This window comes from Micromonospora sp. WMMD737 (assembly GCF_049179055.1).
Lineage (GTDB): Bacteria > Actinomycetota > Actinomycetes > Mycobacteriales > Micromonosporaceae > Micromonospora > Micromonospora reichwaldensis.
On record NZ_JBMHMH010000001.1, the window covers coordinates 6,984,183 to 7,008,884 of the forward strand.

General features: G+C 71.4%; 21 protein-coding genes and 1 pseudogene. 11 read left to right on the plus strand and 11 right to left on the minus strand.

The window, feature by feature from the left end:
- Positions 1–453: 453 nt before the first annotated feature.
- The 4 genes from ACN27A_RS30975 to ACN27A_RS30990 form a co-directional block, all read right to left on the minus strand.
- Complete coding sequence (locus tag ACN27A_RS30975; RefSeq protein WP_132235651.1) at positions 454–741, minus strand: hypothetical protein; 288 nt, start codon at positions 739–741, stop codon at positions 454–456.
- Positions 742–1,193: 452 nt separating this feature from the next.
- Positions 1,194–1,559 carry a DUF6204 family protein gene (locus tag ACN27A_RS30980; RefSeq protein WP_421458007.1) on the minus strand — a complete coding sequence of 122 codons (366 nt, stop codon included), beginning with the start codon at positions 1,557–1,559 and terminating at the stop codon, positions 1,194–1,196.
- 146 nt (positions 1,560–1,705) lie between these two features.
- Complete coding sequence (locus ACN27A_RS30985) at positions 1,706–2,260, minus strand: GrpB family protein (RefSeq protein WP_421458008.1); 555 nt, start codon at positions 2,258–2,260, stop codon at positions 1,706–1,708.
- Between the two features lie 57 nt (positions 2,261–2,317).
- The gene (locus ACN27A_RS30990; RefSeq protein WP_421458009.1) at positions 2,318–2,950 is read right to left on the minus strand and encodes a hypothetical protein; all 633 of its coding nucleotides are present in this window, start codon (positions 2,948–2,950) and stop codon (positions 2,318–2,320) included.
- Between the two features lie 142 nt (positions 2,951–3,092).
- Between ACN27A_RS30990 and ACN27A_RS30995 the strand changes: the two genes are divergently transcribed.
- Complete coding sequence (locus tag ACN27A_RS30995) at positions 3,093–3,836, plus strand: SDR family NAD(P)-dependent oxidoreductase (protein WP_421458010.1); 744 nt, start codon at positions 3,093–3,095, stop codon at positions 3,834–3,836.
- 116 nt (positions 3,837–3,952) lie between these two features.
- Here the strand turns inward: ACN27A_RS30995 and ACN27A_RS31000 are convergent, their stop codons facing one another.
- Positions 3,953–5,068 carry a MerR family transcriptional regulator gene (locus tag ACN27A_RS31000; protein WP_421458011.1) on the minus strand — a complete coding sequence of 372 codons (1,116 nt, stop codon included), beginning with the start codon at positions 5,066–5,068 and terminating at the stop codon, positions 3,953–3,955.
- 161 nt (positions 5,069–5,229) lie between these two features.
- Here ACN27A_RS31000 and ACN27A_RS31005 point away from each other — a divergent pair, with 161 nt between their 5' ends.
- The 6 genes from ACN27A_RS31005 (at position 5,230) to ACN27A_RS31030 (ending at position 12,000) form a co-directional block, all read left to right on the plus strand.
- Positions 5,230–6,528 carry an MFS transporter gene (locus ACN27A_RS31005; protein WP_421458012.1) on the plus strand — a complete coding sequence of 433 codons (1,299 nt, stop codon included), beginning with the start codon at positions 5,230–5,232 and terminating at the stop codon, positions 6,526–6,528.
- A gap of 150 nt (positions 6,529–6,678) precedes the next feature.
- Entirely contained in the window at positions 6,679–7,353 is a 675-nt protein-coding gene (locus ACN27A_RS31010) for a DNA alkylation repair protein (protein ID WP_421458013.1), read from the plus strand.
- Between the two features lie 273 nt (positions 7,354–7,626).
- Positions 7,627–9,075: a rifampin monooxygenase gene (gene rox, locus ACN27A_RS31015; RefSeq protein ID WP_421458014.1), complete on the plus strand. Its 1,449-nt coding sequence runs from the start codon at positions 7,627–7,629 to the stop codon at positions 9,073–9,075.
- 128 nt (positions 9,076–9,203) lie between these two features.
- The gene (locus ACN27A_RS31020; RefSeq protein ID WP_421458015.1) at positions 9,204–10,130 is read left to right on the plus strand and encodes a hypothetical protein; all 927 of its coding nucleotides are present in this window, start codon (positions 9,204–9,206) and stop codon (positions 10,128–10,130) included.
- Between the two features lie 164 nt (positions 10,131–10,294).
- Entirely contained in the window at positions 10,295–11,458 is a 1,164-nt protein-coding gene (locus ACN27A_RS31025) for an FG-GAP repeat domain-containing protein (protein ID WP_421458016.1), read from the plus strand.
- A gap of 101 nt (positions 11,459–11,559) precedes the next feature.
- Positions 11,560–12,000: a hypothetical protein gene (locus tag ACN27A_RS31030; protein ID WP_132236024.1), complete on the plus strand. Its 441-nt coding sequence runs from the start codon at positions 11,560–11,562 to the stop codon at positions 11,998–12,000.
- A 108-nt stretch (positions 12,001–12,108) separates the two neighbouring features.
- Here the strand turns inward: ACN27A_RS31030 and ACN27A_RS31035 are convergent, their stop codons facing one another.
- The gene (locus ACN27A_RS31035; protein ID WP_421458017.1) at positions 12,109–12,855 is read right to left on the minus strand and encodes a hypothetical protein; all 747 of its coding nucleotides are present in this window, start codon (positions 12,853–12,855) and stop codon (positions 12,109–12,111) included.
- Between the two features lie 135 nt (positions 12,856–12,990).
- Between ACN27A_RS31035 and ACN27A_RS31040 the strand changes: the two genes are divergently transcribed.
- The 3 genes from ACN27A_RS31040 to ACN27A_RS31050 all read left to right on the plus strand — a co-directional run bounded on the left by ACN27A_RS31040 (position 12,991) and on the right by ACN27A_RS31050 (position 16,990).
- Positions 12,991–13,590, plus strand: coding sequence for a TetR/AcrR family transcriptional regulator (locus tag ACN27A_RS31040; protein ID WP_421458018.1), 600 nt, complete (start codon positions 12,991–12,993; stop codon positions 13,588–13,590).
- The gene (locus ACN27A_RS31045) at positions 13,587–15,215 is read left to right on the plus strand and encodes an isovaleryl-CoA dehydrogenase (protein WP_421458019.1); all 1,629 of its coding nucleotides are present in this window, start codon (positions 13,587–13,589) and stop codon (positions 15,213–15,215) included. Before ACN27A_RS31040 ends, ACN27A_RS31045 begins: the two co-directional genes overlap by 4 nt.
- A 191-nt stretch (positions 15,216–15,406) precedes the next feature.
- Complete coding sequence (locus tag ACN27A_RS31050) at positions 15,407–16,990, plus strand: DHA2 family efflux MFS transporter permease subunit (RefSeq protein WP_421458020.1); 1,584 nt, start codon at positions 15,407–15,409, stop codon at positions 16,988–16,990.
- Between the two features lie 49 nt (positions 16,991–17,039).
- Here the strand turns inward: ACN27A_RS31050 and ACN27A_RS31055 are convergent.
- The 5 genes and pseudogenes from ACN27A_RS31055 to ACN27A_RS31075 all read right to left on the minus strand — a co-directional run bounded on the left by ACN27A_RS31055 (position 17,040) and on the right by ACN27A_RS31075 (position 23,540).
- A pseudogene (locus ACN27A_RS31055) lies at positions 17,040–18,909 on the minus strand (ATP-binding cassette domain-containing protein).
- Between the two features lie 261 nt (positions 18,910–19,170).
- Entirely contained in the window at positions 19,171–19,653 is a 483-nt protein-coding gene (locus ACN27A_RS31060) for an NUDIX domain-containing protein (RefSeq protein ID WP_421458021.1), read from the minus strand.
- Positions 19,654–19,737: 84 nt separating this feature from the next.
- Complete coding sequence (locus tag ACN27A_RS31065) at positions 19,738–20,637, minus strand: bile acid:sodium symporter family protein (protein WP_421458022.1); 900 nt, start codon at positions 20,635–20,637, stop codon at positions 19,738–19,740.
- Between the two features lie 165 nt (positions 20,638–20,802).
- The gene (locus tag ACN27A_RS31070; protein WP_421458023.1) at positions 20,803–22,329 is read right to left on the minus strand and encodes a TROVE domain-containing protein; all 1,527 of its coding nucleotides are present in this window, start codon (positions 22,327–22,329) and stop codon (positions 20,803–20,805) included.
- 671 nt (positions 22,330–23,000) lie between these two features.
- On the minus strand, positions 23,001–23,540 hold the full coding sequence (locus tag ACN27A_RS31075) for a hypothetical protein (RefSeq protein WP_421458024.1): 540 nt from the start codon (positions 23,538–23,540) through the stop codon (positions 23,001–23,003).
- A gap of 179 nt (positions 23,541–23,719) precedes the next feature.
- On the opposite strand from ACN27A_RS31075, the gene ACN27A_RS31080 reads away from it, so the two are divergent.
- Complete coding sequence (locus ACN27A_RS31080; RefSeq protein ID WP_421458025.1) at positions 23,720–24,661, plus strand: phosphotransferase; 942 nt, start codon at positions 23,720–23,722, stop codon at positions 24,659–24,661.
- Positions 24,662–24,702 lie beyond the last annotated feature (41 nt).

Here is a 24,702-nt window from a genome sequence, read left to right on the forward strand (position 1 = left end):
AGCAGGTGGATCGACCGCCCCACGGGTGCGGGCCTAACAGCGACCGCTGCGGGCATCCGTTCGCCGGAGTCGTCGTCAGCCGATGCCGGTTGCATCGAACGGCTCGCAACTGCGTCCATTCCTGGTTGCGGCTTCTCGTTTCTGCAGGTCAGGTCAGAGTCGGTGCGGCGTCCTGTTTTTTACCGAAGAGGTGACTGGTGGAATCCCAGGTCACCCACCACCAAAGTGACGCAGAAGAGCCACCCCCGGATGAGGGTGGCTCCTGCTGATTCCACCGTCAGTCGTCGTTGGGCGTCAGCAGATCGTCAGCGAACGCGTCGCCATGCGTTGATCCCGCGAGTCGGACGTGGCCGATGTTCGTCGAGTACGCGCCGGAGGGCGAGCACGTGACGCCGCGCTGGGCGGTGGAGTAGTCCAGGCAGCACGAACCCCCGAAGGCCCTGAGTTGGATACTCAGCGGGTGCAGTTGATCTGCGCCAGCACCGAGTAGAGGCCCGGCCACGGCTGCGTCGTGAAGCTTCCACCGTGGCTGCACTGCGTGTCCGGGTCGAAGCCGTCGGCGCTGGCAAGGGAGCGTGCAGCGTTGTTGGCGTTGGTCAACGCTGTGAAGTAGTTGTTACTCATTCCGTTGCCGTAAAAGGCCTTGGTCTCGGCGGCGACCGCAGGCCCGGAGAGCAGGACGGACGCGGACACCGCCCCGACCAGCGCTGTGGCTGCGACGACCCGACGAAGTGCAGACATACGAACTCCACTCTGTTTGATCCGAATGCCAAGCCTGCCAGAGAAATTGACGTACATCAACTACAGCAACGAACGGGCCGATGGTGTCGACGGTGTGCAGCGGTCCGGACGTCTCCGAGCCCGCGTCGGGTGGGTTCGTTCGTCACGGTGCCCCGCCTGGGTACGGTCTTGGACGGCCGGCGTCCCGCAGGTGTGCGAGTCGGCCTGGCTGTCCGAGACACCTGCTGCGACTGCACCGAGGGATGCGGGACACCGACAAGGTGATCGAAGCAATTGCGTGACTCGATCGATGTGCCATGGCGGGTGATGGATGCCAGGTCGGTTTCGTGCCAGGCCTTGCCGGCGGCTGCTCGCGTCTCGTCGTCGTTCGCGGCGCACTTCAGCGCCGTCAGGCAGCGTCCGGTCTGAGGGGGCCACATCACGTTAGTGATCGACGTGACGGGCTACGGGTGTCAGTGTTCCCGTCGGCGGCGGATCTTGATGTCGTCGAGGTCGGTCGACACCGACGTGAGGTCGCGGTAGTCGGCACCGATTCCCGAGACGGCGGCTGCCGCGAGCGCTTCCGCCTTGCCAATCACGGTCGCTTCCTCGTCCTCCTCGGTGGCCGGGACCAGGCAACGGAAGGTGAAGGCGAGCAGGGACCGCTCGTAGGTCACAGTGCCTTCCTCGGTGAACTTCGCCCGGAACACGTCGTGTTCGTCAGCCTTGGCGAGCAGTGCGGCCCGCTGCTCGTCATCGAGTGGCGCGAACTTGCCACGCACGATGACCTGATATGTCTTGCGGGCCATTGCTGAGGGCCTCCGGTTTCGGCTGAGCATCACGCCATCGCTCGGCGGGCTGATGCGGCCGGAAGGGCAGCGAACAGATCGCCGTCGTCATGCCGCTGGCTGACCAGTACGGCGCTGGCGACCCTACCCGGAGGAACACAGAGACGCATGGGCATTTCACAGCGGGTGAGAGATTGTCAGGGTTTCCGGGTGTCGCTGACGGTCGGGGCTTGCGTCCTGTCGCGCGTGCCGAGGACCTCGTTGACGAAATCGTCCTTGTTGCGTGCGTAGGCCATGATGTCAGCGCCGTGAGCGTGCGCGAGATCGCGCTTGAGGCGCTCGTACCGGGACCGGTAATCCGCCCGGCACCGCAGCGCATCGCGGAACGCGACTCGTCGCCGCCACAGCAGGGAGGTCGGCTCGGTGAGATGAAGCTGGTAGGTGCGCTCCCACCAGTTGTCGGTCTCCGGCTTGAAGAAGTAGTGCGCTTCCTCCGGACGGTGCACACCGTTGCGGTAACCGAGAGCGGTCACCACCTCGATGGCGGCTACTGCCTCTGACAGACTGCGCACCGGCGCCATCATGTCGATGATCGGCTTTGCTGCCAGACCGGGAACCGATGTGGAGCCGATGTGCTCGACCGGCCCGACCAGCCATTGCGCTAGAGCGGTCTCGATAATGACCCGCTCCTGCTCGAACAGCACAGCCCATTGCGGATCGTACGGGCTGAGGGTAACCGGTGTGCCGTCCACAAGACCTGCCTTTCAGTATGTAGTACCTGCGTCGCGCGGTCGCTATGCCCGGCGACTTCACCGGCCCGACGCTTCGTCGATGCCGTACCGCACCATGACGTGCAGATCCTCGGTGAGTAGGTCCTTGGCGAGGCCATGATCCATGAACGCTGCCAACGAGCGGCCGATCTCGTCTCCTGCCACGTCGGCCAGTTCCTCATCGTGGGCGGCGCGTCGCAGGGCGTCCAGCGCGCGCGGGTCTTTCCAGTTCGCGAGGTCGACTGCGGCCTGGCACCGGAAATCCGGGTGTTCCGACGGGTCCAGCAGCACCGCGTGCAAGCGCTCCGCGCGCCAGTCCCACGGCGGTTGCTCGGCTGCCGGTAAGCCGTCGCGCAGCTCCCTGGGCGGCCGGTATCCGTGCTCCTCCACGTAATGCAGGATCATCATCGGCGCGGCGTAGATCTTCCCGTCGGGCAGGTAGTAGCGGTACTCGCCGTTGCCCTCGAAGTTCCCGCAGAAGTCGCAGTCGTGCCAGCCGAGCGTGACGCTGCCGAGCCGCTGGGAGGCGGCCCTGAGCCGCTCCAACTGGGCACCGGTCATCGGCGTCGCGCTGGCGTCCTGCACTCCGTGGCGGCGCCCCAGCCACCCGACGGCCCGCATCGGCAGGGGAAAGCCGAGGTAGTCGTACGGCGACAGGTCGAGGTATTCCACGCCACGATCATCCGGCACGTGGCAACCGAGACCGGCCTGCCGGCAGCCCGAGCACAGGGGCGACGGCACGTGACGGTGACTCACAGAACGCACCGTCCGATCGCCGCCAGACGGTCGGTCTCCCGTCGGCCAGGCTGCTGTCATGAACAACGCACTTGACGGCAAGGTAGCTCTGGTTACTGGTGGTGGTCGTGGCATCGGCGCCGCGGTGGCGTTGCGCTTGGCGGAGGGCGGCGCCGACGTGGCGTTGACGTTCCAGCAGGATCAGCAGCGCGCCGATGACGTGGTGGACCGGATCAAGGCTGCGGGACGGCGGGCCATCGCCGTGCAGGCGGACAGCGCCGACCCGGCGGCTGTGGTCGGCGCGGTCGACCGGGTCGCCGGCGAGCTGGGTCGGTTGGACATCCTGGTCAACAACGCCGGCGCGTTCCTGCTCGGACCGTTGGAGCAATTGAAGCTGGAAGAGTTCGAACAGACCGTCGCGGTCAACGTCCGGGCACCGTTCGTCGCTTCCCAGGCTGCGGTGCGACACATGTCGGCCGGTGGGCGGATCATCAACATCGGCAGCAACGTGGCAGAGCGGGCCGTCTTCCCGGGCTTCGCGCTGTATGCGATGAGCAAGACCGCCCTGATCGGCCTGACCAAAGCACTCGGACGCGAACTCGGCGGCAGAGCGATCACCGTGAATCTGGTGAATCCAGGGGCCACGGACACGGAACTGAACCCGGCCGACGGCCCCAACGCCGACACGATCAACGGGTTCACCGCCCTCGGCCACTACGCGGACCCGGCCGATGTGGCCGCTGCGGTGGCGTTCCTCGCCAGCGCCGACGGGCGCTACGTCACCGGGGCGACGATCAACGTGGACGGCGGTTTCACCATCTGATCACCGGCTGGCCGCCGCCCTGTCCACCCTTGCACCACAGCTACGGCCCGTTCCCCCGTCGGGAACGGGCCGTAGCACTGCCGGTCACCCGGCGCATCCGCATGGTGCACAGCGGTTCAGGCCACGAGCAGGCGGAGGCCGAGCTCTGCCGTGTCGAGGGCGAGGAGGTCGCGGTTGCGTTCGGCCCACCGGCCTGAGGCGAGGTCTTCGCGGAGATTGCGGACCGCCCGCTGCTCAGCCTGCGGTCCGACCCTGGTCCACACCGAGACCGCGCGGCGGACACGTTCGTCGAGGTACGCCTCGGGCCGGCGCCAGTGTGCCTCGAAGAAGCCGTCGGCGCAGTCCCACGGGACGAGCAACGGCTCCGCGCGTCCTCCGATCGCGCTGGTCAGGTCGGCCAGTGAGGGCCAGCCGACGAGAAGGTTCGCGAACTCGGGCAGGTAGTCGCGGGTGAGCCAGAACCGTTCACGCCAGCCGGTGTCATCCGCGTCGTACGTGAAGACCACCACGCGGCGGGCCACCCGCCGCATCTCACGCAGCCCGGCGACCGGGTCCGGCCAGTGGTGGAGGGTGCTGACGGCCATCGCGGCGTCGAAGGACTGGTCCTCGAACGGCAGATTCTCCGCATGGGCGGCCACGCACGGCGCCGCGCCCGCGGGACGCTGCGCCCGCATGACCGCCGACGGTTCCACGGCCGTGACGTCCCGGTCGGGTGGTTCGTAGGAGCCGGTGCCAGCCCCGACGTTCAGCACCGTCCGTGCGTCCCCCAGCGCGTCCCAGATGCGGGCGGCGATCCGTGGCTCCGTGCGCCGCGTCGCCGGGTAGGCAGCGCCGATGGCGTCGTACAACTGTGCGCCGAACACCTTCAGCTGCTCCTCCGGCGTCGTCCTGATCCCCATCGCCCGTGCCTCCAGTTCCCTGTCTATGGCCGTCACCATGGCGGCAGCGCGGTCGCGCTGGTCCACCAGCAGGCCGCGCAGCCGGCACAGGTGCGCGACCGCGTCGGTGGCCGGGTCGTCGACCAGATCCGCGATCTCGCGCAGCCCGAAGCCGAGCCGCCGGTAGGCGAGCACCTCACGCAGCCGCTCCACGTCGCCCGCGGAGTAGGCCCGGTGCCCGGCCGCGGTCCGCGTCGACGGCTCCAGGAGGCCGATCTCGTCGTAGTGATGCAGGGTGCGGACGCTGACCCCGGCCAATTCCGCCACACGCCCCACCGTCAGGTGCTCCGCCACGCCCCCGACTATGTGGCATGACGTCGCGTGAGGAGCAAGCGCTTCGCTGGATGGCGGAAGTTCGCGGCGTCCTTGCCCGACGGTTGGGCGAGGATGGAGGGCTCGTGACCGCCGCCGTGACGCGGCACGGCGCAGTCCGTCCGCTCTGAGGAGGCCCCCTCTTGTTCACACTTCCATCGTTGCGCGTGTTGCGGGAGCGGGACTTCCGGCTGCTGCTCGGCGGGCGCATCACCTCGCAGCTCGGCAACCAGATCACCGTCGTGGCCCTGGCCTTCGGGGTGCTCGACCTGACCGGTTCCGCCTCCGACCTGGGGCTCGTGCTCGCCGTGGAGGCGTTCTCCCTGGCGCTGTTCCTCGTGATCGGCGGCGCGGTCGCGGACCGGATGTCCCGGCGCCGGCTCATGATCACCGCCGACCTGGTGCGGTTCGCGTCGCAGGGCGTGATGGCGGCGCTGCTGATCTCCGGCCACGCCAGGATCTGGCACCTCCTGCTGTTGCAGGTGGTGTCCGGAATCGCCTCGGCGTTCTTCATCCCGGCCGTCAGCGCGCTGCAACCGGAGACGGTGCCGGCGGAGCACCACCGCGAGGCCAACGCGCTGCGGGGGCTGATGATCGCGGCTGCGGGGGTGGTGGGGCCGGCTCTGGGCGGGCTGCTGGTGGTGGCGGTCGGCGCCGGTTACGCGCTGGCGCTGGACTCGCTTTCCTTCCTGCTCAGCGCCGTGCTCATCAGCGCGATCCGGGTCGGCGCCGCGCCCGTCGCCAACTCGGGCAAGAGCGTGCTGCGTGACGTTCGGGACGGCTGGCAGGACTTCCGGTCGCGCAGGTGGCTCTGGCCGGTGACCCTCCAGAGCGCGCTCGTGCGGATGCTCGGCCTGGCGCCGTTCATGGTGCTCGGCCCGCTGATCGCGAAGGACGAGCTCGGTGGGCCGGCCAGCTGGGGCCTCATCCTGGGCGCGATCAGCCTCGGGGCGTTCGTCGGTGGATTCGTCGCCATGTCGGCCCACCCCCGGCGGCCGTTGATCCCGGCGGTGGCCGGCGCGTTCCTCTTCGTACCCATGCTCCTGCTGCTCTCCGTCGCGGCTTCCCCGGTCGCCATCGCCGCGGTCGCGTTCCTCGGCGGGATCGCCCAGTCCGTCTTCTGGACGTACTGGCAGACGGCCATGCACGAGAACGTCCCGCCGGAGACCCTGTCGCGGATCAGCTCGTACGACTGGCTGGGCGCCTACACCTTCGAACCCATCGGTTATGCCCTGGCCGGCCCGGCGAGCGCCCTGATCGGAGCCAGCGCGACGCTGGTCGCCGGGGCGGGCGCCGTCGCGGTCGGCACGGCAGCGACGCTCGCGGTGCCGGAGGTACGCCGGCTGCGGGCGCGGTCGGCCGGCACGGAGGCCCCGCAGCCAGCCAGCGCGACGGGCGGATCCGTCGACCCGGCGCGAGCACAGGGTTCTGCTGCACCTTAGGCCCACCGGCGACCAGCGGAGCCCGGCACGCAGACGAAGCGCCCACGACGCCACAGCGGATGGGTGGTCCCGACCATGCCCTCGCTGATCGGCTGGTTCACCCGCGCCACCCTCGTAGGCTGAAGCGCACAGACGGGGGAGGAGGCTGGGGTGACGGAGACGACCGTGGCCGAGGTGCTGGCCGAGTTGGCCGCGCTCGAGGACCCGAAGGCGCGCGAGGTGAACAGGAGACACGGTGATGACCACGGTGTGCACCTCGGCAAGCTGCGCGCGCTCGCGAAGCGGCTCAGGACGCAGCAGGAACTCGCGTGCCGGCTCTGGGCGACGGACGACACCGCGGCGAGGCTGCTGGCGATCCTGATCTGCCGCCCGAAGGCGTTCGGGCGTGCCGAGTTGGACGCCATGTTGCGCGAGGCGCGCACACCCAAGGTGCACGACTGGCTCGTGAACTACGTGGTGAAGAAGAACCCGCACTCCGAGGAGCTGCGCTTGGCGTGGTCCGCCGATCCTGATCCGGTGGTGGCGAGTGCCGGCTGGGCCCTGACCGCCGAACGCGTGACGAAGAGGCCCGAAGGCCTCGACCTCGCAGGACTGCTCGACGTCATCGAGGCGGAGATGGGAGACGCGCCGGATCGCCTGCAGTGGTCGATGAACGAGTGCCTGGCTCGTATCGGGATCGAGCACGCCGGGCACCGCGCCCGTGCGATCGAGATCGGTGAGCGGCTGGGGGTGCTCAGGGACTACCCGACCTCCCCGGGCTGCACGTCTCCGTTCGCGCCCGTCTGGATCACCGAGATGGCGCGCCGGCAGCAGGGCAGTCCGTGAGGAGCCGGTGACGCTCGCCTGACCGGAGGTTGCCGGGGTCGATGCCCCGCCGGCCTACCGGGAGACCAACCCCACGATGTGCGCCCTCGCCCAGCGCGCGGTGGGAGCGGTCCTCTCCGACCGGACCTGACCGCGGCCGAGCAACAACAAAGGCAAGGAGGAGAACTCCTTGCCACCATCAACATATACCGCACCCCAGGGCTTGCGGCAAGACCCCGGTCGTGGCGCAGAATCGTCGGCCGAGCGCAGGAATCGGCACACCATGGGGGATTCATGTTCGATCTGATCATTGTTGGCGGCGGCCCGACCGGCATGATGCTGGCGAGTGAATTGCGTCTTCGGGGCGTCCACGTGCTCGTGCTGGAGAAGGACGCCGAGCCGCCGCCGTTCGTGCGGTCGCTCGGGCTGCACGTGCGCAGTATCGAGGTGCTGGATCAGCGGGGTCTGTTGGAGCGGTTCCTCGAAAACGGCAGGCAGTATCCGCTCAGGGGATTCTTCGCGGGCATCGAAAAGCCCGCCCCGACCGGGCTGGACACCGCCCACGGATACGTACTCGGCATTCCGCAGACGCTCACCGACCGGCTGCTCGCCGAGCACGCGGCCGAAGTCGGGGCCGAGATCCGGCGCGGTGGTGCGGTGGTCGGTCTGGCGCAGGACGACGACGGCGTGACCGTACACCTGGAAAGCGAGACCGCGACCGCGTTGCGGGCGCGGTTCGTCGTCGGCTGCGACGGTGGGCGCAGCACGGTTCGGAAACTGCTCGGGGTCGGGTTCCCCGGCGAGCCGTCGAAGATCGACACCCTGCTGGGCGAGATGGAGGTGACGGCGTCCCCGGAACACCTCACCGAGGTGATGACCGAGGTGCGCAGGACCGAGAAGCGGTTCGGGATCGGGCCGTCGGGCAAGCCGGGGGTGTTCCGGGCGGTCGTGCCGGCGGAGGGGGTGGCCGAGGACCGTTCGGTGCCGCCGACGTTCGAGGAGTTCACGCGACAGCTACGCAGGTACGCCGGCACCGACTTCGGCGCGCACTCCCCGCGCTGGCTGTCGCGCTTCGGCGACGCGACCCGCCAGGCCGAGCGCTACCGGGTCGGCCGGGTGTTCCTGGCCGGGGACGCCGCGCACGTCCACCCGCCCATGGGTGGGCAGGGACTCAACCTCGGCCTCCAGGACTCGTTCAACCTGGGCTGGAAGCTGGCGGCGGCCGTCAACGGCTGGGCGCCGGACGACCTGCTGGACAGCTACGAGTCCGAGCGGCATCCGGTGGCCGCCGACGTGCTGGACAACACCCGCGCACAGATGCAGCTGACGACCAACGAGCCCGGACCGCAGGCGGTACGGCGGTTGTTGGCGCAGCTCATGGACTTCAACGACGTCAACCGGTTCCTCATCGAGAAGATCACGGCGATCGACGTCCGGTACGACTTCGGTGCGGGCCACGACCTGCTCGGGCGGCGGCTGCGCGACGTCGGGCTGAAGCCCGGGCGCCTGTTCGAGCTGTTGCGCACCGGCAACGGGCTGCTGCTCGACCGGACGGGGCGGCTGTCGGTGGACGGCTGGGCCGACCGGGTCGACCACGTCGCCGACACCAGCGAAGAGTGGGGCGTGCCGGCGGTGCTGCTCCGGCCGGACGGGCACGTCGCGTGGGTCGGCGAGGACCAGCGGGCGCTCGACGTCGCGCTCGCCAGGTGGTTCGGGGCCGCGGGAACTCCCACGGCCGGGTGAGGGCCGCCTGCACGTCGAGGGTGGACAGCGACGATCGCCGTACGGGGATAGTGTGGCGACCGGCCCTCACGATCGGACACTCGGATGACGCTCTCCAGGACGACGGCCACGCCGCGGTGCGACCGCCGATGATCGACCCGCGCCAGGCCCACGACGTGGCCCACGCGATCGCCACGGCGGCCCTGGGCCGGGACCCCGGCCCCCTGACCGTCGCCGACAGCCTCTCGCACCACGTCCACCTGGGGGCGGACATCGTCGTGAAGGTCATCGACGCCGACCGCCACTCGCGACTGGACCGGGAGATCGCCCTCGCGCCCCACCTGCCCGCCGGCATCACGGCGCCGCTGCTCGACAGCGGGCGCTACGAGCTGGAGACCCGCGAGGTCCGCTACGCCTGCTACGCCCGCGCGCCCGGGGCGACGCCCGGCATGGACATGCCCGGCGTGGACGAGGTGACCGCGTGCCTGCTGGCGGCGGAGGCGGTGCAGCGGCTGCACGCACTGCACCGTTGGACGCCTTCGGCCCCCGCCCGGCAGACGCTGGCGGAGACGCTCGACCACGGCGGGTTCGTCAGCCGGGCCGCGCTCTTCGCCGAGGTGGAGGACCTCGCCGCCCTGAACCGGGACGGGATCATCCCTCGCCGGGTGCTCGACGGTCTGGCGGCGATAGCGGAGGGCGCGCCGGCGCAGGCGAGCGTGGCCGTCCCGGTCCACGCGGACTGCCACTGGGGAAACTGGCTCGCTCGCGACCGCAGTGTGACGGCGCTGCTGGACTTCGAGTGGGCGCGCTTCGGCGAACCGATGGATGACTGGTTCTTCCTGGTCCGGTTCAGCGGCCCGCACATGGAGGCCGTCCTCGACGTCGTCGCCGACGAGACGGGGACGTCCCCGGCCACCCTGCGCCGGGAGTGCGAGGTGCGCGAGGCGAGCTACCTCGCCGCGGACCTCCGCGTCTCGCTGCAACGCCCGGACATCCCCGCGCAGACTGTTGCCGAGAACGTCCGTGACCTCGAGGCTCTCGTCTTCGAGAACCCCTGGTGGCGCCACGCCCCGTGACGCCGGCCGCGGCGTGGGCGGGTGTCCGCGCCGCCGGGGCAGGCCGCGTCCCCGTGCCGGCCGCCCAGGGGCCGGCGTCGCGCGGGGTTTGCGGCGTCGGCGCCCGGGGCACGTGGCGCATGCGCGGCCGTCGATCGACGGCCGGGATGCGAACGGGGGACGGAATGGACAGACTGGTCAGGGTCGGGATGGCGGCGGCGCTCGCCGTGGCGGCCGGGGTGGCGGTGCCGGCGCGCGCCGGGGCGGCGGGCGCCGGGACCTTCGCGCCCGCGCGGTACCTCGCCACGGGGTCGACCGCGACCAACGCGGTCGCCGTCGCCGACGTCACCGGCGACGGGCGGCGTGACATCGTCGTCGGCGTGGACGCCGTCGACGGCACGCAGACGAGTTCGGTGCTGGTCTTCGCCCAGCAGGCCGACCACGGGTACGGCGCTCCCACGAGGATCCCCGCGCACGGCGGCTACAACAGCGACGTACGGCTGGCGGTCGGCGACATCGACGGCGACGGGCGTACGGACGTGGCGATGTCCTCGTCCGCCGGCGTCGACGTGTTGTTCCAGCGGGGCGGGCGGCTCGCCGCGCCGGTGCTGGTGGCAGGTGGCGCCGAGGACGTCGCGATCGCGGACGTGACCGGTGACGGGCGTCCGGACCTGGTCGTCGGCGCGAGGCAGGGCGAGGTGCGGATCCACGCGCAGAGCGCGACGCACACGTTCCCGGCGTACACGACGGTCACCGGGCCGTTCACGGCCGGTGCGCCGGTGAACCAGGTCTTCGTGGCCGACCTCGACGGGGACGCCCGGGTCGACCTCGCGCAGTTCTACGGCCACGGCACCTGGGTGCGGCTACGCCGCGCGGACGGTTCCTACGGGCCGGCGACGACCTACCGGACGCCGGCGAACGACAACGGCTACCGCCGGGTCGGCCTCGGCGCGGCGGTCGGCGACGTGACCGGCGACGGGCGGGCCGACCTGGTGACCAGCGTCCAGGGCAACACCCCGGACTCCGCCGTCCAGGTGTTCGCGCAGGGCTCCGGTGGGCTCGCCGCGACGCCGACCAGGTATCCCGCCTACGACTGCGCCGCCGGGCTCGTCATCGGCGACCTGACCGGCGACAACCGGAACGACCTGGTCGTCGCGCACGCCAACTGGTTGGCGGTGAGCGTCCACCTGCAGGGGCCGACCGGAACGCTCGGCGGGTACGCGACGAACAGCGTCGACGGGGTCGGATTCCAGGAGGACGCCCTGGCCGTCGGCGACGTCACCGGGGACGGGAAGCCGGACGTGGTCGCCGTCGCGTACGACAAGGTGGCCATCCTGCGGCAGCTCTGACGCCCGGCGGCGTGTCGCCCACGGGGCGATGCCGGGGCGCGCGTCGTGCGATCATGATCCACAACGCAAGACAGTCGACTGTGGATTGGGCCTTGGTGACCATGAAGAGAGTGTTCTCGACCCTGATGGCACTGGTGACCGTCGCGTCGGTCATGACGATCGGCGCACCCGCCGCCCAGGCGGCCGGCTCCTGCTCGGGCACGATCATCTACAGCCAGGTGCAGTCGTCGGGCTACGGCGAACTGGTGATCTACTACAACAGCAGCAACGGGGGCACCAACAGCGCGTGCTTCTACCACCGGGGCGCGGCCTACGGGAAGTCGGCACCCACCTTCGTGCAGATCTACCGCTGCGCCGAGCGTTCCGGTGAGGGCGCGCACTGCACCCGCTCGGGCAGCGCGGACACCGACTCCGGTGACTTCAGCTACCACGCCGGCCCGGTCGGCGTCACCGGCACGGCGTCCTACTGCGTCGAGGCGGTCGGCTACATCGGCTGGGCGGGCGCGCGCCACCAGATCTACAGCCGCCGGCAGGGCTGCTGACGCATCGCACCGGCCCGGCCGGCCCGCGGACCATGTGCCGGCTGCGGCCCAGGGGGCACTCCCGAGACGGGGGTGCCCCCTTTCGCCGTTCCCGGCAGCCTCGCGTGGCTAGCCGCGCTTGTCCCACCGGTCGGCGTCGGGGAGGGCCAGCAGTTGTACGAGGTCGCGCAGCTCGGCGGACGCGTCGTGTTCCCGTAGCGCGGCCGGCGCGTGCCGCAGCACCCACATCGACAGCGCGAGGCATGCCGTGTCCTCCTCGTCCCGCCAGCTCGACCAGGGCAGACGGTCGACGACCAGGTCGTACGACCACTCGTCCGCCGCCGCGACCAGTCGTCGCCGAGCCGTCGGGTCGGGCAGCAGTCGCGTCCAGGTGTCCAGCCACGGGGCGAGCTGCCCGGTGACCTCGGCGACGAAGGCCAGGGCCTCGTTAGCGGGGACCCTCGCCCCGGGATCCACCAGCGTGTGCTGCCACCAGGCTGCCAGGAACTCCCGTACCGCGTCGCGTTGCGCGGCGGGCCAGTCCTGCCAGCGGCCCTTGACGAACAGGCGGGCCAGGGGGTCCATCCCGGAGACGGACTCCACCTCACCCGCCGCGAGGCGTCGGGTCACCGGGGGCAGGATCCGGCGCAGGAGCGGCCCCGGGTAGTGCCAGTCCGTGGTCCAGTACGTGCGGCGGAGCAGGTCCTCGTCGAGCGGCGCGTCCGGGGTCTTGAGCAGCGCCAGCTCCTCGGCGCTGCCCCAGTGACACTCGCAGTTGGACTCCCGCCGGTGGGCGGTCATGCCTCGGAACGCGGCGGCCACGCCCGCCAGCGCCGCGTCCAGGCGGCGGTTCACGTCGGTCAGGTCAGGGGTCACGGCGGGACCGCCTTCGGGGACTCCGGGGGCGTACGCCTGCCGAAGAGAGGGAGCCTAGACCGCGTCGTGGGCGGGTCGCACGCCAGCCCGGCAGGCGCCTTGCCGGCAAGGATTGAATGATGGTTCAATCCTTGCGTGGTCTACCGGAGCACCGAACGCGTGAAGGCCCGGCTGAGCGCGTCCCGGGAGCGGATCATCGCCGCCGCGCTGGAGATCATGGCCGAGCACGGGTACGCCGGCTGCTCGGTCGCCGCCGTCGCCGAGCGGGCCGGGATGGCGACCGGCAGCGTCTACCGGCACTTTCCCACCAAGGCCGACCTGGTCGCCGAGGTGTTCCGCACCGCCTCGCAGCGGGAGGTGGACGCGGTGGCGCGCGCGGCGGCGCTGGAGGGCACCGTCGCCGAACGGGTCACCGCCGTCATCGAGACGTTCTCCGGCCGGGCGCTGCGCTCGCCCCGGTTGGCGTACGCGCTGCTCGCCGAGCCGGCCGACCCGGCCGTCGACGCCGAGCGGCTCGTCTTCCGCCGCGCGTACGCCGAGCTGATCGCCGGTCACGTCGCCCAGGGGGTGGCGAGCGGCGAACTTCCCCCGCAGGATCCCGAGCTGACCGCCACCGCGCTGGTCGGCGCCCTGGCCGAGGCGATGGTCGGCCCCCTGGCGGCCGGGGTCGCCGGGCCGCGCACCATCGAACACCTGATCGCCTTCCTCCACCGCGCGCTGGGAGTGTCGCCGTGACGACGCACGAGGTCCTCAACCAGGTTCCACCGCTGGTCGGTCACGACACGGCCGACGACGCGGCGCTGCTCGACGGGCTCGAACGCGAGGGCGCCGGCTGGGCCGCCGCCGAGCTGCACGAGCTGGGCCGCCTCGGCGGCGGCGAGCAGGCGATCGAGCACGGGCGGCTGGCGAACGAGCACCCGCCGGTCCTGCGCACCCACGACCGGCACGGCCACCGCGTCGACGAGGTGGAGTTCCACCCGGCCTGGCACGAGCTGATGCGTACGGCGGTCACGCACGGCCTGCACGCCGCGCCGTGGGCGGACGACCGGCCGGGCGCGCACGTGGCCCGCGCGGCCAAGTTCTACACCTGGCGTCCCGACGCCGGCCACGGCTGCCCGATCTCGATGACCTACGCCGCCGTGCCGGCGCTGCGGCACGCCCCGGAGCTGGCCGCGCGCTACGAGCCGCTGCTCACCGCCACGTCGTACGACTTCGGGCTGCGTCCGCCGCTGGCCAAGCGGGGACTGCTGGCCGGCATGTCGATGACGGAGAAGCAGGGCGGCTCGGACGTACGCGCCAACACCACCACCGCCCGCCCCGAGCCGGACGGCACCTACCGGCTGCTCGGGCACAAGTGGTTCACGTCGGCGCCGATGTGCGACCTCTTCCTCACCCTCGCCCAGGCGCCGGGCGGGCTCACCTGCTTCCTCGTCCCGCGCGTCCTGCCCGACGGCACGCGCAACCCGATGCGGCTGATGCGCCTCAAGGACAAGCTCGGCAACCGCTCCAACGCCTCCGCCGAGGTCGAGTACGAGCACGCGGTCGCCTGGCGGGTCGGCGACGAGGGCCGTGGCGTGCGCACCATCATCGACATGGTCAACCTGACCCGCCTCGACTGCGTCATCGGCGCGGCGGCCGGCATGCGCCAGGGCGTGACCACCGCCGCCCACCACGCCACCCACCGGCAGGCCTTCGGCCGGTACCTCGTCGAGGCGCCCCTGATGCGCAACGTGCTCGCCGACCTCGCGGTCGAGTCCGAGGCCGCCACCGTCCTGATGATGCGCCTCGCCGGGGCCACCGACCGGTCCGCGCGCGGCGACGCCGGCGAGACCGCGTTCAAGCGGCTCGCCCTCGCCGTCGGCAAGTACTGGGTCTGCAAGCGCTGGCCGGCGCACGCCGCCGAGGCCCTCGAATGCCTGGGCGGCAACGGCTACGTCGAGGAGTCGGGCATGCCGAGGCTGTTCCGCGAGTCCCCGCTGAACTCGATCTGGGAGGGCTCCGGCAACGTCGCCGCGCTGGACGTGCTGCGCGCCCTGGCCAGGGAACCCGAGGTCATGGCGGCGTTCCGGGCCGAGGTCACGGCCGCCGCCGGCGCCGACGCCCGGCTCGACGCCGCCGTACGCGAGGTGCAGGCCGAGCTGTCCGACCGCGACGACGTCGAGCTGCGGGCCCGCCGGGTCGTCGAACGGCTCGCCCTGGTCCTGCAGGGCTCGCTGCTGGTGCGGCACGGCCACCCCGCCGTCGCCGACGCCTTCTGCGCCTCCCGGCTCGGCGGCGACCACGGCCAGGCGTACGGCACGCTGCCTCGCGGCGTCGACTTCGCCGCGATCATCTCCCGCGCCGTACCCAAGGTGGGCTGACCGCCTTCGCGCGAAGGTGTGCTCCGTCCGGCGGTCGACCCGCTCGCCGACGTGGCGTCGCCCACTCCCCGGCGGTCGGAAATCGTACGCCGATCGTCGGTGCCGCTCGTTAGTCTGCCTGCGGACAGTGTCAGGACGTGACAGGTCGAGGCACGGCTCGCGCCGGCCACCACGGGGACCCAGGAGTATTAGTGACACAGCAATCCATCGCGACCTCGGACAAACTCGACGCCTCGGTGCTCAAGATCGCCGGGGTCGTCGTCCTCGGCGCGATCATGTCGATCCTCGACGTGACGGTCGTCGGCGTCGCCCTGCCGACCTTCCAGCGCGAGTTCCAGGCGTCCTACGCCGAGGTCGCCTGGACCATGACCGCCTACACGCTGGCCCTGGCCACGGTGATCCCACTCAGCGGCTGGGCCGCCGACCGGTTCGGCACCAAACGCCTCTACATGATCGCGTTGGCCCTCTTCACGATCGGGTCAGGGCTGTGTGCCACCGCCGACACCCTCGAGGAACTGATCGGCTACCGCGTGCTCCAGGGCCTCGGTGGCGGCATGCTCATGCCGCTGGGCATGACCATCATGACCCGGGCGGCCGGTCCGCACCGGATCGGTCGGCTGATGGCCGTCCTGGGCATCCCGATGCTGCTCGGGCCCATCGGCGGCCCGATCCTCGGTGGCTGGCTGATCGACATCGCGAGCTGGCACTGGATCTTCCTGATCAACCTGCCGATCGGCGCCGTCGGGCTCGTCTATGCCGCACTCGCGCTGCCGAAGGACAACCCCGAGCCGTCCGAGTCGTTCGACTTCCTCGGCATGCTGATGCTCTCGCCGGGGCTCGCCCTCTTCCTCTACGGCGTCTCGTCGCTGCCCGAGACCGGCACGTTCGCCGACACCGGGGTGTGGGCACCCATGCTGCTCGGCGGCGCGCTCCTTGTCGCCTTCGTCATCTACTCCTTCCGGCCCCGGCACCCCCTGCTGGACCTGCGGCTGTTCGCCAACCGCAACCTGACCATCGCGTCCGTGACCATGTTCGTGTTCATCATCGCGTTCATGGGCGCCGGCCTGCTGTTCCCGAGCTACTTCCTGCAGATCCGCGGCGAGTCGACGCTGACCGCCGGCCTGCTGATCGCGCCGCAGGGCATCGGCGCGATGGTGACCATGCCGGTGGCCGGGATGCTGGCCGACCGGGTCCCCGTCGGCCGTACCGTGCCGTTCGCGCTGGCACTCATCGCCCTCGGGTTCTTCACCTTCACCCAGGTCGACCCGCAGACCTCGTACGTCCTGCTCTGCGGGTCGCTGTTCGTCATGGGCCTGGGCATGGGCGGCACCATGATGCCGATCATGACCTCGGCGCTGAAGACCCTCAAGGCGCACGACGTGGCCCGCGGCTCCACCCTGGTCAACATCCTCCAGCAGATCGGCGGGTCCGTGGGCGCCGCCATGATGTCGGTGATCCTCACCAGCGAGCTGAACGGATCCCGGCCGATCCCGGGGGCGACCGACCCGAGCGGGGAACCGGTGACGGAGGCCGGTCTCGCCATCGCCCTCCAGCAGCAGCCGGAGCTGGCCGAGCAGTTCCCGGTCGACCCGTCGCTCATCCAGCGTGGCCTCGACTTCGCCGCCAGCTCCTTCGCCACCACGTTCTGGGTCGCGTTCGCGCTGGTGCTCCTCACGTTCGTCCCGGTGGCGTTCCTGCCGCGCCGGCGCGAGCCGTCGCACCTGCTCGACGGCCAGCAGGAGGGGCAGCCGAAGGCTCCCGTCATCATCCACTGACGCGACGCTGCGGCCCTCGGGACGCCCCGGGGGCCGGAGCGCCCGTCGGTCAACGCTGCCGTGGCGCGGGGGCGTGCTCGTCCTGGCCGCCGTGGTAGCCGGCGGCCTGGAGGGCGAACAGTTCGGCGTACCGGCCACCGGCGGCGACGAGTTCGGCGTGACTGCCGGCCTCGACCAGCGCGCCGTCGTGCAGGACGAAGATCCGGTCGGCGTGCCGGACGTTGGCCAGCCGGTGGGTGATGAGGATGGTGGTCGCCCGACCCTGCCGGTCCCGGATGGCCTGGAAGAGGGCGTCCTCGGCGCGCGGGTCGAGGGCGGAGGAGGGCTCGTCCATGACCAGCAGCTCGGCGTCGCGGAGGAAGCCGCGGGCGGCGGTGATGCGCTGCCACTGGCCGCCGGAGAGGTCCTGACCCCTGGCGAACGTCCGGTCGAGCAGCGTCTCGTACCCGTCGGGGAGCTCCTGGATCATGTCGTGCGCGACGGCACGGGCGGCGGCGGCCTCGATCCGGTCCTGCCGGGCCTCGCTCTCGACGTCGCCGACGGCGATGTTCGTCGCGGCCGTGAACGGCCACTTGTGGTATTCCTGCGTGACCACGGCGATGCGGGCCCGCAGCCGGTCGAGGTCCCACTCGGGCAGGGGCCGCCCGTTCCAGCAGATGACGCCCTCGGTAAGGCGCGCGCAGGGTGGCGATCATCGCGGCGAGGGTGGTCTTGCCCGAGCCGTTCTCGCCCACGAACGCCACCGTCTGCCCCGCCGTGATCGTCAGCGTCACGCGGTCCACGGCGGGGACGTCCCGGTCGGGGTAGCGCAGGCTGACCTCCCGCACGGCCAGTTCGCGCAGCGGGCCGGGGTCGGCGCCCGCCGCCGGATCGGGCAGGTAGTCGGCGGCGCGGGTCATGAACCCGGTGTAGTCGCCGAAGTGCTGACCCTCGGTGTAGACGCGGTCGACCTGGAAGGTGGTGACGGCCAGCGAACGCTGCGCGGCCTGCACCGCGACCACGCAGGTCGCCGCCGCCGCGAGCGGGATCTGACCGTCGACGAGCAGCAGCCCGAGCAGGAGGTAGACCACGGCGGTGGCGATTCCGCCGATCACCGCCCCGACCGTGGTGGTCGTGGTGACCCGGCGGGCGAGGGCCAGCTCGATGTCCGTCTCGACCTCCATCACCCGGTCGTACTGGTCCAGCAGGAAGCGGCGCAGCCCGTAGGAGCGCAGCTCCGGCGCCGAGTCCCGCTCGGCCATCAGCCGGTGCAGCAGCCACAGCCGCCGCCGCCGCACCGAGCCGGCCGTGTAGGTCCGGTAGCGCAGGTGCCCGGCCCGCAGCGACGCCCAGGCCTTGGGCAGCGTCGCGACCAGCAGCGCCAGCAGCAGCAGCGGGTGGATGACGACGACGGCGACCGCCACGGCGAGCAGGCCGGCCAGCCCGGCGAGCAGGTTCATCGACGACTCCACCAGGTCGACCGTCGACTCGGTGCCCCGGGAGGCGCGCTCCATGTCGTCGGCGAACGCGTCGGCGTCGAACGCCTCCAGCCGTACCGCCGTGGACATCTCGAACAGGCCGCGTTCCACCTCCCGGCTCACCCGCGGGGTGAGCCCGTTCTGCGCGTACCCGGTGGCGATGCCCATGCCGGCGCGCAGCGCGGTCGCCCCCGCCAGCACGGCGAGCGCGGGCGTCGCGGCGACCACCTTCTCCGTGGTCGGGCCCCCGGCGAACAGCTCGACGAGCACCCGCTGGGTGGCCAGCAGCCCGAAGGCGGCCATCGCCCCACCGCCGAGGGTCGCGGCGGCCACCACCGAGGTCCGGAGGCGGTCGGCCCGCCAACTGGTCCGGACCGCCGTCCAGACCAGCCGGGGCAGTTCGGCGAACACGGTGAACAGGCCGGCTTCCGACCGCGCCTGCATCCCGGTCTCCCAGTACATCGTCCGCAGCTCCGGCAGGACCGACTGCGCCCCTGCCGGAGCCGACTGTTCCGACGTGGTGCCCCGTTCGGTGCGGGTGGCGGCTCCGGTCACGGGCGTGTCTCCTCGCTGCGCGGTGACGTGGTCGGCGGTCGCGGGTCGGGTGGCGGTGGGGGAGCGAGTAATCCAACCCACAGTATTTACACAGCTACCAATGGTCACTGTCGACGACGCGCTGGTCCAGACCCCATGGCAGGGAAGACGGAGCGGATCCGGGACGGGTCAGCTCACCCGGAAGCCGTCCTCCAGGTAGCGGGTGACGCCGTCGTCGCGCGCCGCGAGTGCCTCCGCGACCCGTCGGGCCAGCACCGGGACCAGCCGTCCGTCGGCCTCCCGCCGGTCACACCACGACCAACTCCGCAGTTCGGCGGGCGACAACACGATCCGGGCGGCCTGCGACGGGGTCAGCCGGCCCCCGTCGTAGACGAACATGACCCCCTCGGTCCTGGGATGGCGCGGGGAGACCCAGTCCACGACGAGTAGCCGCCCTGGCTCGATGGTGAGCCCGAGCTCTTCACGGCACTCACGGGCCGCCGTCCGGTGCGGAGACTCGTCCGCCTCGACGCACCCGCCGGGAATCTCCCACGACGTCTTGTACGCCGGCTCGACGAGAAGGACCCGGCCGGCGGAGTCGGTCATGAGCAGACCGGCGCCCATGCGCTTGCGGGGCAGCCCGGCCGTGAAGTCGGGACCCTCAGGCGTCATGACCGGACACCAGGGGAAGCCCGATGACGCGCGCGAGCGGCGGTACGGCGCGCCGCCGCTCGCGCGGTGTGTCTCAATGCCCGCTCACGCCGTCGGGGCGGGCAGGCGGTTCGGATCGTCCGCGGTCCGGGATCGGCGGGCGGCGACGAAGCCGAAGGCGGTGGCGGTGAAGAACATCAGGATGCCGTAGATCGCCGGCGGCATACCGATGTCGGTGTTGTTGAGCAGGGCCGGGCTGAGCGCGATCGTGATGGCCAGGGTGGCGTTGTGGACGCCGATCTCGAACGACGACGCGACGGAATCCCGGTGCCCGACGCGCAGCAGGCGCGGCGCCGCGTACCCGATGGCCAGGCTGAGCAGGTTGAACAGCAGGGCGATGAGGCCGACCGCGCCGATGGTGGCGGCGAGTTCGTCCTTGACGCCGAGGACCGCGCCGACGATCACGACCATGAGGACCACGATGGAGAGGATCTTCACCGGTCGCTGCATGCGCTCGGCGAACGCGGGACGCCGCTGCCGGACGGCCATGCCGATCGCGATCGGGATGAGCACCAGGGCGAACACCTGGAGCACCTTGTCGAACTGGAGGCCGAGCGAGCTGTCGGAGCCCATGAACGCGGCGACGGAGAGGTTGACGATCACCGGCAGCGTGAACAGGGCGAGCACCGAGTTGATGGCCGTCAGGGTGACGTTCAGCGCGACGTTGCCCTGGAACAGGTGGCTGAAGAGGCTGGCGGTGCTGCCGCCGGGGGAGGCGGCGAGCAGCATCATTCCGACGGCCAACTCCGGGCGCAGGTCGGCGGCGAGCACCAGGCCCAGGCAGACGGCCGGCAGGACCAGCATCTGGCAGACCAGGGAGATGATCACGGCCCGGGGATAGGCGACGACGCGACGGAAGTCGGCGATGGTCAGGGTCAGCCCGAGGCCGAGCATGACGATGCCCAGCGCGATGGGGAAGAGCACGAGCGACAGACCGGTATTCACAGTGCTGGGCCTCCTGATCGCGGTACGCCAGGGATCACCGGAGCTTCACACCACGAGGGGTGCGCCCGCATCTTGCAACGTGCGGAGACGACCGTCAATGGGCGTCGTCCGCCGGCCGTGCCCCGGCGCAGGCCCCGGGCGACGGGGCCGACGCCGCGACACGGGTCAGAAGGGCCACTGGTCGCGTGACCCCGCCTCGATGAGCGGAATCATCGCGAACGCGGCGTCGGAGAGGCCGCCGAACGTGTGCCGGCTGCCAACCGCCGGCGCGTGCCCGACCCGGTAGCCGGCCAGGTTCCAGGTGTACACCGGTATCCGCGCGGGCACGGCGGCCGTGACGTCCGCCGCGCCGTGCCAGTGCGCCTGCTCGTCGGTGAGGATGACCACCCGGTCGTGCCGGTCGTAGTGGTCGCGCACCGCCTTCTCGGTCTGGGTCCCGGCGCCGTGGAAGTAGCCACCCTCCTTGAACCGGCGCACCGCCGCGAGCACCGACTCGCCGGCGACGGCCGGGAACACCGTGCTGGCGTTGGAGAACGACACCACCGTGGCGTCCCGCGCGCGGGCGGCCAGCGCGAGGCCGAACACGGTGGCCGCGTCCCAGCAGCGCAGCGTGCCGTCCTTGCTGAACGCGCTGTTCATCGACCCCGACGTGTCGATCAGGACCAGGGTCCGCCCGTCCAGGGCGGGCACGTGCGCCAGCGCCTGCTGCAACGCCCGCTCCAACGGGTACGCCCACCGCAGGCCCGGTGCCGCGTTGTACGCCGACAGGTACCGCATCGGCAGCACGCGCGACCGGGCGACCTCGCCCGGGTCGGTCAGCCTGGCCGCCACCGCCTCGGCGACGGTGTCGCTGACACCGGCCCGGTCGAAGTTGCGCAGGTTGCGCAGCAGCGCCAGGTAGCCCATGGTCGGGATGATCGCCTCCCAGGCCGCGGCGTCCATCGCGGTCTGCCGCCAGCCCGCGAGGGCCTCCCAGGTCATGCCGGCCGCGCCCAGCACCGCCGGGTCGGTGATCTCGACGCGCCGCTCGACCGGCAACGCCATGAGCTCGGCCCGCGCCGCCAGCACCGTGAGGGACCCGGGCAGCGGGTTGTCGCGCTTGTGCCGGCGGTCCAGCGCGTGCCGGAAGAGGTCGCCCTGCCGCTCGTCCCGCGCCGTCGGGTGGGTCAGGTCGATGACGTCGCCGAACCGCACCGCGCTGCCGTCGGCGTCGTACTTGAGCAGGCTCCGCTCGTGGTACAGCCGCGTCACCGCGTCGGCGACGCCCCGCTTGACCGGCTTGGGTATCGCCCGGCCGTGGCGACCCAGCCAGTACGCGAGGGCCTCGCCCGGCTCGTCGGCCCGCTGCAACGCGGAGTCCACCACCGCCCGGGAACCGGGGATGCCGGCGGCGACCTGCGCGCGGGCACCTTCCAGGGCGGCCACGACGGATGCGGAACGCAGCATCGCGCCGGTACGCAGCCACCGCACGAAACGCGCGAACCAGTCGGGGTCGGTGACGGCCACGGCGGCGACCAGCTCGCGGAACCGGGAGTCCCGGTCGGCGGCGCCCTCGTAGAAGGTGTCCTCGCCGACTATGTTCGACACGCCCAGCAGGAACAGCTCGGCCCGTGGATCGCGGGCGAAGCCGGGCGCGCCCTCGGCGGTGACGGGCAGCTTGTCGCGCCGCAGCTTGAGGTTGAACTTGGCCATCGCGTACCCCGTGTGGGTGGAGCGGAAGGCGCGACCGCACCGCACACCCGAGACCAGAGGTCGGCGACGGACCTGTCCGCTGCTCTGCCGCTTGAGCTAGCCGCCCGGAGGCGGCGGAGGACTCGAACCTCCAACCCGCGGATCCCTGAAGTAACCGTCACCTGCGCACCGGGCGTGCGGCGTGGTCGCGCCTCCCGAGATCGGAGCCGGCGACGGACGGCCTCTTCAACGGGGTGCGGGCACCCCTCCAAGATGTAACCGTCGCCTTCGCACCGGGAGGTGCGGGCACGACCGTAGCGGCGGCGGCGCCGAGCGGACAACGGAGTTTGCCGGCCCGTGGTCGCGGAGGCCGGAACGGGCGACGCCGCGCACCCGAGACCGAGGTCCGACACAGCGCCGCGAATCACCACCGCGGGGCCCAGGCTCCTAGCCAGGAAGTAGCTGTGTCTGTCGCACCGGGTACGCGGCGCGGGCGCCTCCCGAGATCGAAGCGGCAACGGAGACTGGCCCTCGCGGGCCAAGGTGACCTGGGCTGCTGGTCGACACCGCCTTCCGGCGGCGGCGGGATTCGCACCCGCGTCTCCCCGTTGGAAGCGGAAGTAGCCGTTGCCTGCGCACCGGGAGGTGCCCGACGGACGGTAGGCGACCGGTGTGGCAGTGGGCAAGCAGGTTCACTGCCGCAGCCCCAGGGTGTCCTCCCGGGTGGCCCCCGGCAACCGCCGGGCCAGCTCGCGGCGCAGCACACCCGGGCCGGGCGTCATCCCGGTGAGCGGCACCACGATCTCGTACGGGCGGCTCTGCCCGTACCCGGCCCACTGCCATCGCCTCATCGGTGGTCGGGTCAGCTCCGGATCGGCCGGCTCGACGCGCAGCAGCGGCGTCAGGCGCCCACGGATCTCGGCGCGCTCGACGTTCGACCAGTCGATCGCCAGCGTCGTGTCGCCGGGGCCCGACACCTCCAGTCGCTGGTCGTCGAGCCGCACCGGCAGGCGAGTCCGCTGGCTGCCTCCCGGCAGGGTCGGTAGCCGCCAGGAGTGGAAGAGCATGGCGAACAGCAGGTACCACAGCGCGTCCCACCACGGCCGGCCCCGCACCAGGCTGACGACGACCCCGATCGCTGCGGGGGCGAGCAGCCCCAGGGCCGCCCTCCGGACCAGCCGGAGGGTCGACCGTCCGAACTCGACGGAGCGGGGTTCATCGGTGCGGGTCACTGTGGCCCCTTGCCCGGCCTGACGGGGTGACAAACGGCAGAAGGCCGCGACCGGGCCGGGCCTAAACCGGTGGGGACGGCGGGGCCGGGTGCCGCCACTCCGCGGAGCAGCGGTCGCTGCGTACGTCGGCACGTAACTTCGGTCGGTTGGATGTCCTACCGTCCTGCTTGACTGGGCCGATGCGGATCGAAGAACTCGAGGGCATCGCGGCGGCACTGGGTAGCAAGGTGATGACGACGTCCGTGTTGGCGGGCGGCTTCTCTCACGAGACGTGTCTGCTCACGCTTGCTGACGGCCAGGTCGTTGCCCGGTTCGGAGGAACGGACCCGGCGATCGAGGCCGGGGTGATGGCCGTTGCCCGTCGGCACGTGCCAGTTCCGGACGTCCTGTTGGTCACGCCCGGTGAGGACGAGAGCGTGCGGCCGGCGATGGTCATCGAGTATGTGGACGGCGATGTGCTGAGCGGGGTGCTCGCCAAGGGTGATCTCGGCCGGGTGGAAGCGGGTGAGCTGGGGGCTGAGGTCGGAGGGGTCGTCGCGGAGGTCGCCGTCGTGACGTTCGACCGACGAGGCTTCTTCGTCGACGGGGACCTCACCATCAAGGAGGAAGACCCGTGGTCGCAGCAACTGGCCGAGGTCGCTGAGGCGTGTATGGCCGCGGTTCCCGAGGGCCGGCTCGACGGCGGGACGCGTCGCGCCTGGGTGGAGTTGTGCGCGGCCCACTCGTCGGCACTGGAGGGCGTCAACGGTCACACCCGGCTGGTGCATGCCGACATCAACCCGAAGAACATCCTGGTCTCTCGCGTGGGCGGCGGTTGGCGGGTGGATGCGCTGCTCGACTGGGAGTTCAGCTATTCCGGTTGCCCGTATGGCGACGCCGCCAACATGGCCCGGTTCGGTGATGACTATCCCGCCGGCTTCCTGGACGGCTTCCGCGCGGGCTTCGCTGAGCAGCAGCCCGCGGACCTGGCCCTGGTCGAGGACTGGGCCTACGTGGGGCGGGTCCTGGACATGTTCGCGTTGAGTGACCTGGTGACTCGCCCCCTGGGGCACGCCGTCGCCGACCAGGCGGCCGAGCAGGTCCGGCGTTGGGTGGGGCGTGGCGTGCCGGACAGGGTGTGACGTGTGCCGACGAGGCGGTCGTGGTGCGGGACCGGCAGGAC